This window comes from Microbacterium tumbae (assembly GCF_054780175.1).
This window is the reverse complement of sequence record NZ_BAAGWV010000005.1, coordinates 1-15,619: the sequence shown is the minus strand read 5'-3', so window position 1 is coordinate 15,619 and position 15,619 is coordinate 1. Positions and strand designations below refer to the sequence as shown.

15 protein-coding genes and 3 tRNA genes are annotated in these 15,619 nt (G+C 70.5%); 6 read left to right on the top strand and 12 right to left on the bottom strand.

All coding sequences use genetic code 11. The annotated features are described in order from the left end of the window. Positions 1-53 precede the first annotated feature (53 nt). Positions 54-2,021 carry a DUF2207 family protein gene (locus ACYVGQ_RS17730; protein WP_460786010.1) on the top strand — a complete coding sequence of 656 codons (1,968 nt, stop codon included), beginning with the start codon at positions 54-56 and terminating at the stop codon, positions 2,019-2,021. Positions 2,022-2,068: 47 nt separating this feature from the next. On the opposite strand, the gene ACYVGQ_RS17725 is transcribed toward ACYVGQ_RS17730, so the two are convergent. The 10 genes from ACYVGQ_RS17725 to hpt form a co-directional block, all read right to left on the bottom strand. After that, a complete protein-coding gene (locus ACYVGQ_RS17725; RefSeq protein ID WP_460786009.1) occupies positions 2,069-2,749 on the bottom strand; it encodes a DUF2520 domain-containing protein in 681 nt (226 codons plus the stop codon). Continuing rightward, positions 2,739-4,757 (bottom strand): PH domain-containing protein, encoded by a 2,019-nt coding sequence (locus tag ACYVGQ_RS17720; protein WP_460786008.1) that lies wholly within the window; start codon positions 4,755-4,757, stop codon positions 2,739-2,741. Before ACYVGQ_RS17720 ends, ACYVGQ_RS17725 begins: the two co-directional genes overlap by 11 nt. Further along, complete coding sequence (locus ACYVGQ_RS17715; RefSeq protein WP_460786146.1) at positions 4,754-5,299, bottom strand: PH domain-containing protein; 546 nt, start codon at positions 5,297-5,299, stop codon at positions 4,754-4,756. Before ACYVGQ_RS17715 ends, ACYVGQ_RS17720 begins: the two co-directional genes overlap by 4 nt. 58 nt (positions 5,300-5,357) lie before the next feature. Further along, the gene (locus ACYVGQ_RS17710; protein ID WP_460786007.1) at positions 5,358-5,849 is read right to left on the bottom strand and encodes a DUF3180 family protein; all 492 of its coding nucleotides are present in this window, start codon (positions 5,847-5,849) and stop codon (positions 5,358-5,360) included. Next, positions 5,846-6,376 (bottom strand): 2-amino-4-hydroxy-6-hydroxymethyldihydropteridine diphosphokinase, encoded by a 531-nt coding sequence (gene folK / locus ACYVGQ_RS17705; RefSeq protein WP_460786006.1) that lies wholly within the window; start codon positions 6,374-6,376, stop codon positions 5,846-5,848. Before folK ends, ACYVGQ_RS17710 begins: the two co-directional genes overlap by 4 nt. Then, positions 6,376-6,753, bottom strand: coding sequence for a dihydroneopterin aldolase (gene folB, locus ACYVGQ_RS17700; protein ID WP_460786005.1), 378 nt, complete (start codon positions 6,751-6,753; stop codon positions 6,376-6,378). The genes folK and folB overlap by 1 nt, the downstream gene beginning before the upstream one ends. A gap of 2 nt (positions 6,754-6,755) precedes the next feature. After that, positions 6,756-7,559, bottom strand: a complete 804-nt coding sequence (folP, locus tag ACYVGQ_RS17695) for a dihydropteroate synthase (protein ID WP_460786004.1) — start codon at positions 7,557-7,559, stop codon at positions 6,756-6,758. A gap of 145 nt (positions 7,560-7,704) precedes the next feature. Further along, a complete protein-coding gene (gene folE / locus ACYVGQ_RS17690; RefSeq protein WP_460786003.1) occupies positions 7,705-8,298 on the bottom strand; it encodes a GTP cyclohydrolase I in 594 nt (197 codons plus the stop codon). A gap of 2 nt (positions 8,299-8,300) precedes the next feature. Beyond that, a complete protein-coding gene (gene ftsH / locus ACYVGQ_RS17685; protein ID WP_460786002.1) occupies positions 8,301-10,310 on the bottom strand; it encodes an ATP-dependent zinc metalloprotease FtsH in 2,010 nt (669 codons plus the stop codon). A gap of 144 nt (positions 10,311-10,454) precedes the next feature. After that, positions 10,455-11,006, bottom strand: coding sequence for a hypoxanthine phosphoribosyltransferase (gene hpt / locus ACYVGQ_RS17680; protein ID WP_460786001.1), 552 nt, complete (start codon positions 11,004-11,006; stop codon positions 10,455-10,457). Positions 11,007-11,092: 86 nt separating this feature from the next. Between hpt and ACYVGQ_RS17675 the strand changes: the two genes are divergently transcribed. Then, a complete protein-coding gene (locus ACYVGQ_RS17675; RefSeq protein WP_460786000.1) occupies positions 11,093-11,683 on the top strand; it encodes a DUF937 domain-containing protein in 591 nt (196 codons plus the stop codon). A 279-nt stretch (positions 11,684-11,962) separates the two neighbouring features. On the opposite strand, the gene tilS is transcribed toward ACYVGQ_RS17675, so the two are convergent. Beyond that, positions 11,963-13,003: a tRNA lysidine(34) synthetase TilS gene (gene tilS / locus ACYVGQ_RS17670; RefSeq protein ID WP_460785999.1), complete on the bottom strand. Its 1,041-nt coding sequence runs from the start codon at positions 13,001-13,003 to the stop codon at positions 11,963-11,965. Between the two features lie 74 nt (positions 13,004-13,077). Here tilS and ppa point away from each other — a divergent pair, with 74 nt between their 5' ends. Continuing rightward, on the top strand, positions 13,078-13,569 hold the full coding sequence (gene ppa, locus ACYVGQ_RS17665; protein WP_460785998.1) for an inorganic diphosphatase: 492 nt from the start codon (positions 13,078-13,080) through the stop codon (positions 13,567-13,569). A gap of 73 nt (positions 13,570-13,642) precedes the next feature. Here the strand turns inward: ppa and ACYVGQ_RS17660 are convergent, their stop codons facing one another. After that, on the bottom strand, positions 13,643-15,028 hold the full coding sequence (locus tag ACYVGQ_RS17660; RefSeq protein ID WP_460785997.1) for a M23 family metallopeptidase: 1,386 nt from the start codon (positions 15,026-15,028) through the stop codon (positions 13,643-13,645). 232 nt (positions 15,029-15,260) lie between these two features. Here ACYVGQ_RS17660 and ACYVGQ_RS17655 point away from each other — a divergent pair. The 3 genes from ACYVGQ_RS17655 (at position 15,261) to ACYVGQ_RS17645 (ending at position 15,579) form a co-directional block, all read left to right on the top strand. After that, positions 15,261-15,333: transfer RNA gene (locus ACYVGQ_RS17655), tRNA-Glu, on the top strand. Between the two features lie 27 nt (positions 15,334-15,360). Beyond that, positions 15,361-15,434, top strand: a tRNA-Asp gene (locus ACYVGQ_RS17650). A 72-nt stretch (positions 15,435-15,506) separates the two neighbouring features. Next, positions 15,507-15,579, top strand: a tRNA-Phe gene (locus ACYVGQ_RS17645). Positions 15,580-15,619 lie beyond the last annotated feature (40 nt).

Genomic DNA, 15,619 nt, shown 5'->3' with positions numbered 1-15,619 from the left:
TTCTCCCCCCTGCGGAGGATGCCGGCAGGAGAGCCCCGGGTTAGCGTGAGGGGATGAGCGCTCTCCGCATCACTCGTCCGGCCGCCTCCGCCGCCCTGGCCACTGGTCTGCTGCTGCTCGGCGCAGCCCCGGCCGCGGCAGCCATGTCGCCCGCCGCTGACGCGCCGAGGGCTGCTGCTGAGACGCCAGGGACTGCTGCGGCGATGCCGGCTCCGGCGTCCGCGGAGACGGCCACCGAGGCATCGAGAACCACCGCCCCGCCCAGGCTGCCCGCCGCCGCTTCGCTCGCGCTGCCCGCCGCGCCCGCCGCAGCGGACGTCGATGACTTCGGCTACTCGTCCTGGGGCGCACGGTACGAGCTGAGCCTGGACGACGAGGGGCGCGCCCTGCTCCACGTCGAGGAGCATCTCGTCGCGGACTTCCCGGACGTCGATCAGAACAAGGGCATCGTGCGCGGGCTCGCGACCCGCTATCAGGGGGCGGATCTGGGCACGACGATCCTCTCGGTGACGGATGCCGAAGGGGCGGCGATCCCGTTCGAGACCGACGAGGACGACGGCACGCTCTTCGTCCTCACCGGAACCGACGAGTACGTGCGCGGACCGACCGATTACGTCATCTCCTACGAGATGCACGATGTCCTCCTGACCGCGCAGGACACCGGCGGCGACGAGTTCTCCTGGGACCTGCTGCCCCTGGACAGCACGCAGGCCATCGAGTCCTTCCGCACCGAGATCGTGCTGGACGACGACCTCGCGACGAGGCTGACCGGAGAGGCCTCCTGCTACCAGGGGACCGAGGGATCGGAGCAGCGCTGCGAGATCACCGGTCCGGAGCAGGGCGACGGCACGGTCTCGTTCTCGGTCGCCTCAGGGTACCGGGATGCCGGTGACGGCGTGACGATCGCGATCGGGTTCGAAGCCGGAACGGTGCAGCAGCCGGCCGCCAGGCAGCCGGATCCCGTGGCAGACATCGGCCCGTTCGCGGCCGGTGCGACCGCCGTCGGTGTCGCCGTGGGCGGATGGTTCGCCGTGGGCGCGCACCGACGCCGCAGCCGCAGGGCGGCCGGGATCATCGTCGCCCAGTACGACGTCCCCGCCACGATGCCGCCGCTGCTCGCGGCGGAGCTCATCCCCGGGGCGCGCACGCCTATTGCGGCAGAGATCATCCACCTCGCCGTCGGCGGAAGGTTGCGGATCGAGGACCGTGGCGACAGGCAGCCCGTGCTCCACCGGGTCGAGGGCACCGCGGAGGGCGACGCCCTCGACGAGCAGACGCTGGCGCGGCTCTTCCGCAAGGGCGCCACCACGGTGAAGATCCCGCGCGCGAGCGAGTCCTTCGCCGAGCGGATGCAGAAGCTCGAGAAGACGGGCGCGGGCGCGGCTGCGAAGCGCGGGCTGACCGAGCGGAGGCGCAGCCCGCTCGCCCGCACGCTGGCGCTGCTCTCGCTCATCCCGCTCGCCGTGGCGCTCGGACTGGCCGTCTGGAGCATGATCCAGGGTCGTGAGAGCGCGGCGCCCGCCCTGCTCGTCGCGATCGTGGCGCTCATCGTCGTCCTGCTGAGCATGATCTTCGCCTTCGTCAGGCACACCGTCCTGACGAAGGCGGGCGCCCAGCAGCACGAGCACCTCCAGGGCGTGCGGGAGTTCATCCGCGTCGCAGAGGAGGATCGGCTGCGGATGCTGCAGTCCTACTCGGGCGCGGAACGCTACACCCGCGACGGCGTCGAGCTCGTGCATCTATACGAGCGACTGCTCCCCTACGCGATCCTCTTCGGCATGGAGACCGAGTGGGGACGGGTGCTGGAGACGCGATACGAGGCGGACGGATACGAGCCCTCCTGGGTGACGGGCTACCAGACCGGATTCATGATCGGCTATCTCGCCCGATTCGGCCAGACCACGCAGAGCGCGGCGCACTACTCCGCCCCGTCCACGGGCAGCTCGTCGTCGTTCTCCGGCGCCGCGGGAGGCGGCTTCTCCGGCGGCGGTGGTGGCGGCGGCTTCTCCGGCGGACGCTGACGGTCACGGCCGCACGGGAAGCCCTCGGGCGGCGGACGCTTCGCACCTCAGGCGTCGGATGCTTCGCGCAGGGCGCGCTCCACCGTGGACTGCACGAGGGCGGAGAGGTATCCGCCGGGGTTCTCCACCCCTATCCCCCGCAGCAGCGACGTGGCCTGTCCGATGATCGACCGGGAGAACTCCGTCGCCGTCGCGATCGCCTCCGCATAGGCCGGACGGTCGGCCTCGGCGATGACGATCGGCTCGCAGCCCAGCTCGACGGCGAGCGCCTGCGCGATCGGCAGCACGGGCGCCGGCGCGCTGACCGCGGCGAAGCTCGCCGGCAGCTGACGGAGGTCCATCGACGTGCCGGTGAACGTGATGGCCGGGTGCACGGCGAGTGGGATCGCACCGCGACGCTGGACGGGCTCGAGCACCCCGATGCCCCAGGCGGGATCGGTGTGCAGCACGAGCTGTCCCGGTTGCCAGGCATCCAGTTCGGCGAGTCCCGCCACGAGGCCGGGAAGCTCCTCGTGCGGCACGGCGAGCACGACCAGCTCGCTGCGGCGGAGCACTTCCGGAGCATCCAGCACGGGGACTCCGGGGAGCACCGCCGAGACCCGCTCGTCGTCCGAACCGCCGGTGATCCCGACGACAGCGTGACCGGCGCCCGCGAGCGCGGCGCCGATCACGGGACCGACCCGCCCGGCGCCGACGATGCCGACACCGAGTCTTCCGTCACGACTCACGGGTCTCCTGCGGATCAGAGGGTGCAGCGGGAGGCACAGGCGGCAACGACGGCGGATCGGAAGGCACGGGCGGCCGCTCCGGCGCGCCGGACTGCGGCACAGGAGGCGCAGCGGGCGGCTCGACAGGAGACGAAGCCGCTCCCGCAGGGGGCGCGGGAGGCGTGAACGGCGGAGGCGGCGCGACCGGGAGCGCCGAAGGCGCCGCTTGCGCGGCAGACGGCGCCGGGAACTCCGAGGGGAGGGGGAACCGCGGCGCCACCGTGGGCGCGGGGACGACCGGCGCCGCGGCATCCGGCCACGAGGCCCCGGCCGCCGCTCCCGCCGCGGAGGATCCGACGGACCCTCCGGCGGCATCCTGCTGCGCCCACCGGTGCGAGCGATCGCGTCCCGCAGCGAGCGACGCACGCCGGTCGACGTCCTCGAAGGCCGCGACGATCGCCGTGCTGTCGATGCCGACCACCTCGCCGAGGACGGGGCCGGTGACGCTGTGCGCCTTCATCCACCCCACCCGCTGGAGGCGGTCGACCGGCCCCTGCGATATGGAGACGCCCTGCAGGCGCGCGAGCGGAAAGACCGCGAGCTTGCGCCACAGCACGCCGCGACGGAGGATCAGCCCGAAGTCGGTCACGGTGAGACCGTGCCGCCTCCAGGAGACCGGACGTCGCCACCACGCGCGGGGCTGCATCCGGATGTACGGGTCGCCCTGCTGCGGACCGAGGATCCCGTGCTCCCAGATCAGGGGCAGATCCGCGGCGGGGAGGTCCGGCATGATGAGCCCGAGCACGCGCTCGACGTCCGCCCGCTTGCCGACCGGGAGCACGATGTTGAACTGCTGCGCGGTGCCGGACTGCTGCTGCGAGGCGCTCTTCCCCGTCATCCGGTTGATCTTGATCGTCCACCATCCGAACGGCCGCCACAGCAGGGACTGGGCGACCTCCACGGCGAAGATGCGTCCTGGAGGGATGGTCTCCGTCACGGTGGTGAACAGGCCGAACGTGATGCGGACCCCGTCCGCGGTGGGGGCGATGGAGTAGCGCAGGGACTTGGAGATCTGCGCCCAGGTGATCGCGACGGTCGCCAGGATCAGGGGGATGCCCGTGCCCAGAGCGATCCCGATGATGGCGAACGAGGCGCCCGGCCCCTCATCGCGCAGGATCGCGGGGATCGTGCTCAGCAGCACGATGCCGACGATCACGAGGAAGAACACGAACCAGAGCACGGCGCTGAGCAGCTGAGAGCCCACCAGGCGGCCGGTGGGGATCTTCACGACGCTCTCCGGTGCGACGTCCGCGAGATCCACGCCGCCGATGAGGCCGTTCACCCCGGCGTTGAACTCGCCGACGAACTGCTGGCGGATCGACGCCGGCGGCTGCCCGCTGCGCGCGGCCTCCCTCGCGGCGCGCGCGCCGGAGGCGAGCCGCAGGATGTCCGAGCGCACCTTCTCCGCCTTCGCGGTCGAGAGGTACTCGAGCGGCACGTTGGCGTCGGTTCCGGCGCCGACGACCTCGAGCTTGGCCATGCCGATCAGCCGCGCGGGGAACGGCCGGGTGAGGTTCACGCCCTGCACGCGGTCGAGCGGGGCACGACGGTGCGAGCGGAAGACGATGCCCTTGCGGACCTCGACGTGCTCGTCGGTGATGCGGAACTGCTGGAAGCGCCAGACCAGCCAGAACGCCAGGCACAGCACCACCACCACGCCCAGCACGCCGAGCAGCACGACGAGGATGAGATTGTTCGCCAGAACCCAGTCGACGGGGTCGCCGCCGGAGAAGTCGTCGACGTGCACCTCGCTGGGCGTGAACAGGCCGACGAACCAGTAGATCAGTCGCTCGCGGAAGCTGTTGAACGCGATGCCGGCGACGATGATGAGCGCGAGCCCGCCCTTGAACAGCGGCGTCAGCGGATGAAGGCGATGCCATTCGCCGTCCGCGAGCGAGTCGGACGAGACGCTCTGCGCGACGGTCGGCGCCTGCATCTCCGGCCGACCGGGGTTCTCGGGGACGCTCACAGCCCGGTCCGCCGGGTCTCCGCCACCTCGATGAGCGTGTCGCGCAGCGACTCCGCCGCGGCCTGGGTGAGCCCGGGGATCTGCACGCCCGTCGTGGCTGCCGCGGTGACCATCTTGAGCTGCGAGACGCCGAAGGCGCGGTCCAGGGGCCCGTGCGTGATGTCGACCAGTTGCATGCGACCGTAGGGCACTGCGATCATGCGCTGCCACAGGATGCCCTTGCGGAACACGATGTCGTCGGCGCGGAGCATGTATCCGATGGCCTTCGCCTGCCGGGGCAGGATGAACATCGTGAGGAGGGTCAGCAGGACGATGACGCCGGCCGGGATCCACACCCAGTCCTGCTCGAGGACGATGTTCAGCACGACGGCGGCGATCACGACGATCGCGAGGAAGATTCCCTCCTGCACGAACTGCGAGACGACGTAGCGGGGGGAGATCTGATGCCACCGACCGTCCAGTGCGAGGCGGCCGGCGCCGCGCGGCTCGCGCAGACGCTGATACGTGCCCTGATCGAGCACAGGAGCGCCGTCGATCGACATGTCCGTCGCGATCCCGGGCACAGGAGCGCCGGGGGCAGGAGGGGGCGCCGCCGCCTGCTCAGCGAAGCCCTGGTTCGGCTCCAGGGGAGGTGTCGTCGAGCTGTCGGTCATCAGGATCCTTCGGCAGGGTGCAGAGGTGTTCGGCGACGAGTGCCGCGGCGACGAGCACGAGAGCGCTCACGACCAGGGCGGCCATCGCCACCATCGACCCTACCTGCGGACCGACGGGACGCGACAGGAGGAACAGCAGAAGTCCGGCGCCGAATCCGGCGAGCAGCGCGCCGAGCAGGCTGGACGCCTTCGCCAGGCTGGCGACCCGCACCGCGCGGAACGGGTCGACGCGCGCGCCGGACACTCCCCGGGCACTGCGGCGCACCTGCCAGGCGAGGGCCAGCACAGCAGCCGCGAGCAGAAGCAGGAGGACCGGGAGCAGCCCGGAGGGTGTGAAGGTCGCCCGCCCACCCGCGGTGAGGAGGTGGTCGAGCAGGTACCCGGCGGCACCGCCCACCAGGGCGAGCAGCACGAGGATCCCGGGAGAGGTGCGTCTCATCGTCCACCCGCTCGGAGGACATCGACCAGATCGGCGACCCTTCCGGCATCGGGGAGCTGAGCCTCGGGATCCAGCTCCAGCCAGGGCTCGAGCACGAACAGCCGCTCCGCCGCCCTGGGATGGGGCAGCCGCAGACGCGGCTCCGACGAGCGCACGTCGCCGTAGGCGATGAGGTCGAGGTCGAGGGTGCGATCGCCCCAGCGCTCACCGCGCTCACGCCCGTTCTCGGCCTCGATCGCGTGCAGCATCCCGAGCAGGACCTGAGGAGCGAGGCGGGTGCGGACCAGCGCGACGGCGTTGACGTATCCCGGTGCATCGGGGTCGGGGCCGTCCGGACGCACCGCGACCGTCTCATGCAGCGACGACAGCGTCACCTCGTCGACCAGCGGCAGGCGCGCGATGCGCTCGGCTGCCCGGCGCACAGTCCCCTGCCGGTCGCCGAGGTTCGACCCGAGCGCGACCACCGCGACGGTGTCGCCCCGACGCGGTCGCGGGTCGAGCGGGGGCAGCGGAGGCATCCGGACCATCAGCGGGTCTCCGTCCTGCCGCGGTGCAGGGTGACCGCGACGTCCGAGAACGTCTGCGCGATCGGCGCCTGCGGCTTGTGCACCGTGACCGCGACGTGCAGCACCCGCTCGTCGGCCAGCACCACGTCGGCGATGCGCCCGGCGAGCGTCTCGATGAGGTTCACCGGCTCCCCGGCGACCACGGCCGCGACGCGATCGGCGAGCTCGCCGTAGTGCACGGTGTCTGCGACGTCGTCGGACGCGGCGGCATCCGCCAGGTGCAGGTGCAGCCGCAGGTCGACGACGAACTGCTGGCCGTCCTCGCGCTCATGGTCATAGACCCCGTGCCGTCCGAAGACGCTCAGCCCGGCGAGGAGAATCTCGTCGACGAAGTCCATGCTCAGCCCTCCCAGGCGTGTGCGACGGCGAGGGCATCGCGAGTCGCGGCGACATCGTGGACGCGCACGGCCCAGACGCCGGCGCGGGCGGCGAGGGCGCTGGTGACGGCCGTGGCGAGGTCGCGGCGCCGCTCGGAGACCCCCCCGTCCGCATCTGCGGCGAGCGCGGCAGTCAGGAACCTCTTGCGGGAGGTCCCGATCAGCACGCGGAAGCCGAGCGCGGTGATCTCGTCGATCCCGCGCAGGACCTCCCAGTTCTGCTCCCCCGCCTTCGCGAACCCGATCCCGGGGTCGAGGATGATCCGCGAGGGGGCGATCCCGGCGGCGGCGGCGCGCTCCACACCCTCCCGCAGCTCGCCGGCGACCTCGCGGGCGGGCCTGCGGTACTCGGCGTTCGCATACATGTCCGCGGAGGGCCCGCGCCAGTGCCCGAGGACGAAGTCCGCGCCGCTGTCCGCGACGGCGGCGAGCATCCCGGCGTCGGCGAGCCCTCCGGAGACGTCGTTGACGATGCGCGCACCCGCCCGCACGGCGGCCACGGCGGTGTCCGCGTTGAGGGTGTCGATCGACACGGGCACGCCGCCGCCGGAGAGCGCCTCGATGACGGGGAGGACGCGCGCCTGCTCCTCCGAGACCGGCACGCGCTCCGCGCCGGGTCGCGTCGACTCCCCGCCGACATCGATCACGGTGGCGCCCTGATCGCGCATCCGCTCGGCGTGGGCGAGCGCGCGCTGCGCATCGAGGTAGCGCCCGCCGTCGCTGAACGAGTCGGGAGTCACGTTGAGGATGCCCCAGATTCCGGTCATGCCCGGGCTCCTCTGTCCGTTCTGCAGGACCGCCCGTCCGTTCTGCAGGACGCAAGACCCGATTCCGGCCGGTTCCCTGCGGTTTCGCGGTGATCGTGAACGGATGCTCCTGCGGAACGACCGGTGGCTCCTGCAGAACGGCCGGTCACGAGGCGCTCCCCGTGCCGATCAGCGCGATGATCTCGCCGCGGGCGACCGGATCCTCGTAGACGCCGCGGGCGGCGACGGTGAGGGTGGACGCCTCGGGCTGGCGGCCCCCGCGCATGGTCACGCACTGGTGCACCGCGTCCAGGACCACGAGCACACCGCGCGTGTCGAGATGCTGGGCGATCGTGTCGGCGATCTGCTCGCCCAGCCGCTCCTGCACCTGCGGACGGGCCGACAGGATCTCGACGACCTTCACCAGGGCGCCGAGGCCGACGACCTGCTCACCGGGCAGATAGGCGATGTGGGCATGCCCCGAGAAGGGCAGCAGGTGGTGCTCGCAGACCGAGCGGAAGCGGATGTCCCGGAGCACGACGGCGCCGCTGGGGAGGGTGTCGGGCGCTGGACCTCGCGACACGCTGATCGTGTGCGCCAGGGGCGCCGCCGGATCCGCGCCGACGCCGGCGAAGAACTCGGCGTACAGCTCGGCCATCCGCTGCGGCGTCTGCTTGAGACCGGGGCGCTCCGGATCCTCGCCGATCGCCTGCAGCAGCTCCCGGGTGAGAGCCGCGACCCGCTCCCTGTCGACGCTCACGATCAGGCGGTCGCCGGCCGCGGGCGTCCGGGGGAGACGTGCTTTCCGCTCGTGCCCGATGCGGACCCGGCCGGCGCGGCCTCGCTCGCCGCGGCGTCCGCGGGGATGACGCGCTTGGGCACCTCGATCGGAGGGCGATCCGAGACCGGTCGACCCTGGCTGGAGAGCCACAGCGGACGCTCCGGGAGCTTGCGGATGCCCTGGAAGATCTCCGCGATCTGGTTGTGGTCGAGCGTCTCCTCCTCGAGGAGCGCCAGGGCGAGCCGGTCGAGGACGTCCCTGTTGTCGCTGATGACCTGATAGGCCTCGTTGTGAGCCTGCTCGATGAGAGCGCGCACCTCGACATCGACGCGTTCGGCGATGCTCTCGGAGTAGTCCCTGCCATGGCCGAAGTCGCGCCCTGCGAAGGGCTCGCCTCCCTCGGTGCCCAGCTTGACCGGACCGAGCTCGGTCGTCATGCCGTACTCGATGACCATCTTGCGGGCGATGCCGGTGGCTTTCTCGATGTCGTTGGACGCCCCGGTCGTCGGATCGTGGAACACGATCTCCTCCGCGACCCTGCCGCCCATCGCGTAGGCCAGCTGGTCCTGCAGCTCGTTGCGGGTGACCGAGTACTTGTCGTCGACGGGCAGCACCATCGTGTAGCCGAGGGCCCTGCCGCGGGGCAGGATCGTGATCTTCGTGACCGGATCGGTGTGGTTCATCGCCGCCGCGGCGAGCGCATGCCCGCCCTCGTGGTAGGCGGTGATGAGCTTCTCGCGGTCCTTCATGACGCGGGTGCGGCGCTGTGGGCCGGCGATCACGCGGTCGATCGCCTCGTCGAGGGCGCGGTTGTCGACGAGCTGCGCGTTCGAGCGCGCCGTGAGCAGGGCGGCCTCGTTGAGGACGTTGGCCAGATCCGCGCCGGTGAAGCCGGGAGTCTTGCGGGCGACCACCTCGAGGTCGACCGACTGCGAGAGCGGCTTGCCCTTCGCGTGGACCTCGAGGATATGCAGACGGCCCTTGAGGTCGGGGGCGTCGACGCCGATCTGGCGGTCGAACCGGCCAGGGCGCAGCAGCGCGGGGTCGAGGATGTCCGGGCGGTTGGTCGCCGCGATGACGATGACGTTCGCGTTCGGGTCGAAGCCGTCCATCTCGACGAGCATCTGGTTCAGCGTCTGCTCGCGCTCGTCGTTGCCGCCGCCCATGCCGGCGCCTCGGTGGCGGCCGACGGCGTCGATCTCATCGATGAAGATGATCGCGGGGGCGTTCTCCTTGGCCTGGTTGAACAGGTCGCGGACGCGGGAGGCGCCGACGCCGACGAACATCTCCACGAAGTCCGATCCGGAGATCGAGTAGAAGGGGGCGCCGGCCTCGCCGGCGACGGCGCGGGCGAGGAGCGTCTTGCCGGTTCCCGGGGGGCCGTACAGCAGCACGCCCTTCGGGATGCGGGCGCCGATCGCCTGGAACTTGCCCGGGTCCTGCAGGAACTCCTTGATCTCCTGGAGCTCCTCGATGGCCTCGTCGGCGCCGGCGACGTCGGCGAAGGTGACCGTCGGGGTCTCCTTGTTCACGAGCTTCGCCTTGGACTTGCCGAACTGCATGACCTTGCCGCCGCCGCCCTGCATGGAGGAGAGCAGCCACCAGAACAGCAGGCCGAGCAGGACGAGCGGGATCAGCAGCGAGAGGATGCTGTCGAACCAGGTCGCACGCGGCACGACGTCATCGAAGCCGTCCTTGGGGTCTGCCGCGTCGATCGCGGCGACGACCTCGTCGGCGCGGGCGTCGACGTAGTAGAACTGGACGTTCGTCGCGCCCTCGTACTCCTTGGAGAGCGTCATGTCGACGCGCTGATCCCCGTCGGTGTTCGTGACCTCGGTCACGGTCTCCTTCGAGAGCAGCTCGAGGCCCTCCTGGGTGGTGATCTGCTTGGGAGCGCCGAGGTTCGAGATCAGCAGAAAGCCGCCGAACAGCAGCACGCCGATCAGCGCCACGTAAATCAGCGGATTCCGGGTGATCTTCTTCACGTCCATGATCCGATCAGCGTACCGCCCGCCCGCTTTGCGCCTGCTGTGATTCGCCCACGGCGTACGGCGGCATCCCTGCATCTCTCTGTGGTGCAGGTGAACGGATTCCGGGTGCGGAAGCAGTCCGTCTGCGCCATCCGGCGGGACTCGTCAGCTGTAGACGTGCGGGGCGAGCACCGCGACGTCGCGCAGGTTGCGGTAGCGCTCGTCGTAGTCCAGGCCGTAGCCGACGACGAAGTCCGTGGGGATGTCGAAGCCGACGTACTTGCAGTCGATGACGACCTTCGCCGCCTCGGGCTTGCGCAGCAGCGCGAGGACCTCGATGGACTCCGCGCCGCGGGATTCGAAGTTCTCCAGCAGCCAGCTGAGGGTGAGACCGGAGTCGATGATGTCCTCGACGATGAGGACGTGCTTGCCGTGCAGGTCGCTGTCGAGGTCCTTGCGGATCTGCACGACGCCGCTGGACTTCGTGCTCGCGCCGTAGCTCGACACGGCCATCCAGTCCATCGGCGCGTGGAACGGGAGCGCGCGGGCGAAGTCGGCCATGACCATGACGGCGCCCTTGAGCACGCCGACGAGGAGGATGTCCTTGCCCGCGTAATCCACGGCGACGCGGGCCGCGAGCTCGTCGAGCTTGGCGTGGATCTCCTCCTCGGTGACGAGGATCTCGGCAAGGTCGGACTGGATCTCAGCGGCGCGCATGGATTGATTTTAGGCGACGGAACGCGCGGCATCCGCACTACTGTGAGCAGTGAACCGGGCGATGCCCACAGACGGAAGGATCCACCATGGCCCTCGACGACATCCTCAAGCAGGTCCCGCTCGACGACATCGCTGCGAAGCTCGGCGTCTCGACCGACGTGGCCAAGCAGGCCGTGGAGCAGGGCGGCGCGGTGCTGCTCGGCGGGCTGGCGAAGAACGCGGAGAGCGATGAGGGCTCCGCGGCGATCCAGGCGGCGCTGAAGAAGCACGAGAACGCCTCTGCCGCGTCGACGGTGGACGACATCGATCAGGCCGACGGAGGCAAGATCGTGAAGCACATCCTCGGCGACAAGGAGCAGGAGGTCACCGCGAAGCTCACCGAGTCGAAGAAGACGGCGGGCATCGACTTCGGGAAGCTCCTGCCGATCCTCGCTCCGATCGTGATGGGACTGATCGCGAACGCCAACAAGGGCAAGGCAGAGAAGGCGGATGCCGGCGAGCAGTCCGGCGGCGGCATCGGCGATCTGATCGGCGGTCTGCTCGGCGGCGGCGGATCCTCGTCGGGCGGCGGGATCGGGGACATCATCGGCGGCGTCCTGGGCGGCGGATCGAACGCGTCGACCGGCGGGGGCATCGACCTCGGGGGCATCCTCGGCGGGCTCTTCGGCAAGAAGTAGCGGTCCCCGCCGACGATCGCAGGGGCGCATCGTCTTCGATCCGATCGCGCGGGCTCAGTTCGGTACCTCCAGGGCATACCGGAGGTACCGAACTGAGCCCGTGTCGAGGTGCAGGCCATCGAGCCCGCGTCGAGGATGCGGGTCGTGAGACCCGAACCCAGCCGGACACGGCCAGCGCGAACACGACCGGACACAGCGAGCACGAGAACGGCCAGCACGGGTGCGGCCGACACCGTGGGCACGCAGATGTGCAGAGCAGCCGCGACGGCCGGAGGCGCGTCAGGGACGGGCGGCGAAGACGATCTGCGCGCCGCGCCGGGCGGCCGTGCAGCCGGGGAGGTCGATCGGCCCCTGTCCCGACCAGTCGGTGACGAGCCGGGCGACCTCGACGGTCTGCGATCGCGTGAGACTCACCCCGAACTCGCTGTCGACGACGAGGCGGATCACCCGGTTGCGCAGGGCCGCGGGATTGGCGGCGAGCGCGGCGACGCTGACGGCGATGCCCGCCTCGGCATGCTCGACGATGTCCTCGATCGTCTCGTGGATCATCTCGTCGAACGCCTCGGCATCCTCGCGGAGCTGCTCGGCGGTGCGGGCGAGCGCCTCGGCGATGCCGGGACCGAGCTCCGCCTCGAGCATGGGGAGCACCCGCTCACGGACCCGCACGCGTGCGAAGCGGGCGTCGCCGTTGTGCGGATCGTCCCAGACCTCCAGCCCGGATGCCTCGCAGAAGGCCCTCGTCGTCACGCGCCGCACGGCGAGCAGCGGTCGGATCCAGCGGATGCCGTCCTCGTCCTCGCGGACAGGCGCCATGCCCTGCAGACTGGCGGCGCCCGAACCGCGGGCGAGGCCGAGCAGCACGGTCTCGGCCTGATCGTCGAGGGTGTGCCCGAGGAGCACCGCCGCTGCGCGCTCCGACACCGCGATCCCGCGAAGTGCCGAGTAGCGGGCGTCGCGCGCTGCCGCCTCGAGTCCGCCGCTGCCGTCGACGTCGACCCTGCTCTGCAGCGCGTCGTCCACGCCGAGGGCCTCGGCCCGCACGGCCGCCGTCGCGGCGACGGCATCCGATCCCTCCTGCAGGCCGTGATCGATCGTCGCACTGACGACCCGGATGCCGCGGGGGCAGGCCTCGAAGACCGTGGCCGCCGTGAGGGCGAGGGAGTCGGCGCCGCCGGAGAGGGCGACGAGGACCGTCGATCCCTCGGGGACGCCGGCGAGCGCGGCGCGCACGGCGAGGCGGATCTCGGCGATGGCGGGATTCAAGGAGGGCACACCACCACGGTAGGGCACGCCGCTGCGGGCATCCGCGCGGGACCGCATCGCCGGAAGTGCGGCGGCGTCCTCGCGGGTAGGCTTGTCCCGGCATCCAACCGTCTTTTCCAAGGAGCACACGCATGGGCGCACACGACGCCGTCATCGAGATCCCGCGCGGCAGCCGCGTGAAGTACGAGGTCGACCACGAGACCGGGCGAGTGCACCTCGACCGGGTGCTGTACACGACCTTCGGCTACCCGGCGGACTACGGCTACTTCGACAACACCCTCGGCGAGGACGGCGACCCGCTGGACGTGCTGGTCCTCCTCGACCAGGCGATCTATCCCGGAGTCGTCATCGAGGTCCGCCCGGTGGCCGTGCTGAAGATGAGCGACGAGGCCGGCGGCGACGACAAGCTCGTCGCCGTGCTGAGCAAGGACCCGCGCTGGGCGCACATCCAGGACATCGAGGACGTCGCCGAGTACACGAAGAAGGAGATCGAGCACTTCTTCGAGCACTACAAGGACCTGGAGCCCAACAAGTGGGTCAAGGTCGACGAGTGGGGGAACGCCGCCGAGGCGCAGCGCATCCTCGACGAGGCGATCGCCCGGTTCGGCGAGCAGGGCCACTGACCGCTGCCATCGCGAACGTCGAAGCCCCCGGTTCCGCATCAGCGGGCCGGGGGCTTCGTCCGTCGCGGGCGGCTCAGACGTTGATGCCGCGCGAGCGCAGGAACGGAGCGGGGTTGACGGTACCGCCCCGATAGACCTCGAAATGCATGTGGCAGCCCAGGGAGTTGCCGGTGTTGCCGGCGTAGGCGATGAGCTGCCCGGCTTTGACGCGCTGACCGCTGCGGACGAGGATGCCGCCCTGACGGATGTGCGCGTACCCGGTGCCGATGCCTCCGGAGTGCTGGATGCGGATGTAGTAGCCGTAGCCGCCGTTGTAGCCGGCGTAGTCGACGACACCGCCGGATGCGGCGTAGATGCCGGCTCCGCATCCGTTCGCGAAGTCGAGTCCGCGGTGGTAGCCGGAGGAGCACTTGCCGTTGGAGCAGTGCACGGGGCGCGGCCCGTACCCCGAGGAGATGCGCCCGCCATGCGGGCGGGCCCAGCCGCTGGAGCCGACGTTTCCGCCGCCTCCTCCTCCGCCACCGCCGCCACCGCCTCCTCCGCCGGCGTTCGCGGCCGCCTCCTCGGCTTCCTTCTTCCTGCGCGCCGCCTCGATGCGCGCCCGCTCCTTGACCCCGGCCTGGTAGGCGGCGACCGTCTTGGCGGTGTCGTCCTTGAGGGCTGCGAGCTGGGATTGGAGCGTGTCGAGGTTGGCCGACTGCTCGTCGAGAGCCGCCTGCGCGGCATCCGCCGCCTCCTGGGCGGCGACCATCTTGTCCTCGGCGACCTGCTGGAGGCGGTCGCGCTCCTCGCGGGCGACGACGGCCTGATCGCTCAGCTGCTGTGCGGAGTCGCGCGCGGCGACGGCGTCGTCGTAGACCGTCTGGTTGTATTCGAGGAGCTTGTCCATCGTCCCGAGCCGGGACAGCAGCTCGTCGGCGTTCGCCGCCGAACCGGAGAAGAACAGCTGGAGGGCGGTGTCGTCTCCGCCGTTGCGGTACAGCTGCGCAGCCACCTGTGCGGCCTTGCGAGCCGACTCGTCGGCGATGGCGGACTGCGCGTCGGCCTGCGCCTGGAGGTCCTCGGCCTCGGAGGCGGCTTCGAAGTACGCCTGCTGGGCCTCGTAGAAGGCGTCGGATGCGATCCGCGCGGCCTCCTCCGTCTCCGCCACCCTCTGGGTGAGGGAGTCGATCAGCCCCTGGATGCGGGTGATCTCGGCCGACTTGGCTGCCTCGCTCTTCTTGGCCTTCTGGACGTCGTCCCAGCTGGGGTAGGTGGCGGCGTATGCGGCGCTGACGCCGTTGGAGATGCCGAACGCGCTGAGCGCGACGACGCTGAGGGCGCCGAGACCGAGCGCGGTGCGTCGCGTGACGCCGCCCTTGGTCCAGAGCGCTCGGCGCTCGGCCGGACTGGGCGCGCAGCCGCATTCGTCGGATGCTGCGAAGGCAGCATCATCCTCCGCAAGAGTGTCCTCGTTCACACGGCCCCTTCCGCCGGTTTCACAGATGCCACACTAACAACAACTTTCACATCCGCAACAGTGCTGCAGGGCATCCGCCGGGCCGACCGGGCTCGACCCGACACGACTCACGCGACCCATCGTCCTCCCGACACGCCCGATCGGGAGGAGGGCGCGCCCTCGATTCGCGTTTTCCCCGGGACTTCCCTTATGCTTGAGCGTCGGCAAGGAAGTCCTCTTGAGGACAGACTTCGGCCCCATCGTTTAGCGGCCTAGGACGCCGCCCTTTCACGGCGGTAGCACGGGTTCGAATCCCGTTGGGGTCACCCGATCGGATACAATTGAAAAGTTATGGCCCTGTAGCGCAGTTGGTTAGCGTGCCGCCCTGTCACGGCGGAGGTCGCGGGTTCAAGTCCCGTCAGGGTCGCTCTGAGCGACAGGCCCTTTTCTCGAAGAGGGCCTGTCGTCTAGGACGCGGCAGATCCCAGATGTGCCGCGAGGCTCTGTAGCTCAGTTGGTAGAGCGCACGACTGAAAATCGTGAGGTCACGGGATCGACGCCCGTCGGAGCCACACGAACCGTCGTTACAACGGTTCCAGAAACCCTCGCCTA

What these genes read in the sequence shown, in the direction of transcription:
- hpt (WP_460786001.1), bottom strand. Translation starts at nt 11,006, where the DNA reads ATGCGCGCCGCTGAGATCCAGTCCGACCTTGCCGAGATCCTCGTCACC.
- ACYVGQ_RS17675 (WP_460786000.1), top strand. Translation starts at nt 11,093, where the DNA reads ATGGCCCTCGACGACATCCTCAAGCAGGTCCCGCTCGACGACATCGCT.
- ftsH (WP_460786002.1), bottom strand. Translation starts at nt 10,310, where the DNA reads ATGGACGTGAAGAAGATCACCCGGAATCCGCTGATTTACGTGGCGCTG.
- ppa (WP_460785998.1), top strand. Translation starts at nt 13,078, where the DNA reads ATGGGCGCACACGACGCCGTCATCGAGATCCCGCGCGGCAGCCGCGTG.
- ACYVGQ_RS17710 (WP_460786007.1), bottom strand. Translation starts at nt 5,849, where the DNA reads ATGAGACGCACCTCTCCCGGGATCCTCGTGCTGCTCGCCCTGGTGGGC.
- folP (WP_460786004.1), bottom strand. Translation starts at nt 7,559, where the DNA reads ATGACCGGAATCTGGGGCATCCTCAACGTGACTCCCGACTCGTTCAGC.
- ACYVGQ_RS17730 (WP_460786010.1), top strand. Translation starts at nt 54, where the DNA reads ATGAGCGCTCTCCGCATCACTCGTCCGGCCGCCTCCGCCGCCCTGGCC.
- folB (WP_460786005.1), bottom strand. Translation starts at nt 6,753, where the DNA reads ATGGACTTCGTCGACGAGATTCTCCTCGCCGGGCTGAGCGTCTTCGGA.
- folK (WP_460786006.1), bottom strand. Translation starts at nt 6,376, where the DNA reads ATGGTCCGGATGCCTCCGCTGCCCCCGCTCGACCCGCGACCGCGTCGG.
- tilS (WP_460785999.1), bottom strand. Translation starts at nt 13,003, where the DNA reads ATGCGGTCCCGCGCGGATGCCCGCAGCGGCGTGCCCTACCGTGGTGGT.
- ACYVGQ_RS17715 (WP_460786146.1), bottom strand. Translation starts at nt 5,299, where the DNA reads ATGTCGATCGACGGCGCTCCTGTGCTCGATCAGGGCACGTATCAGCGT.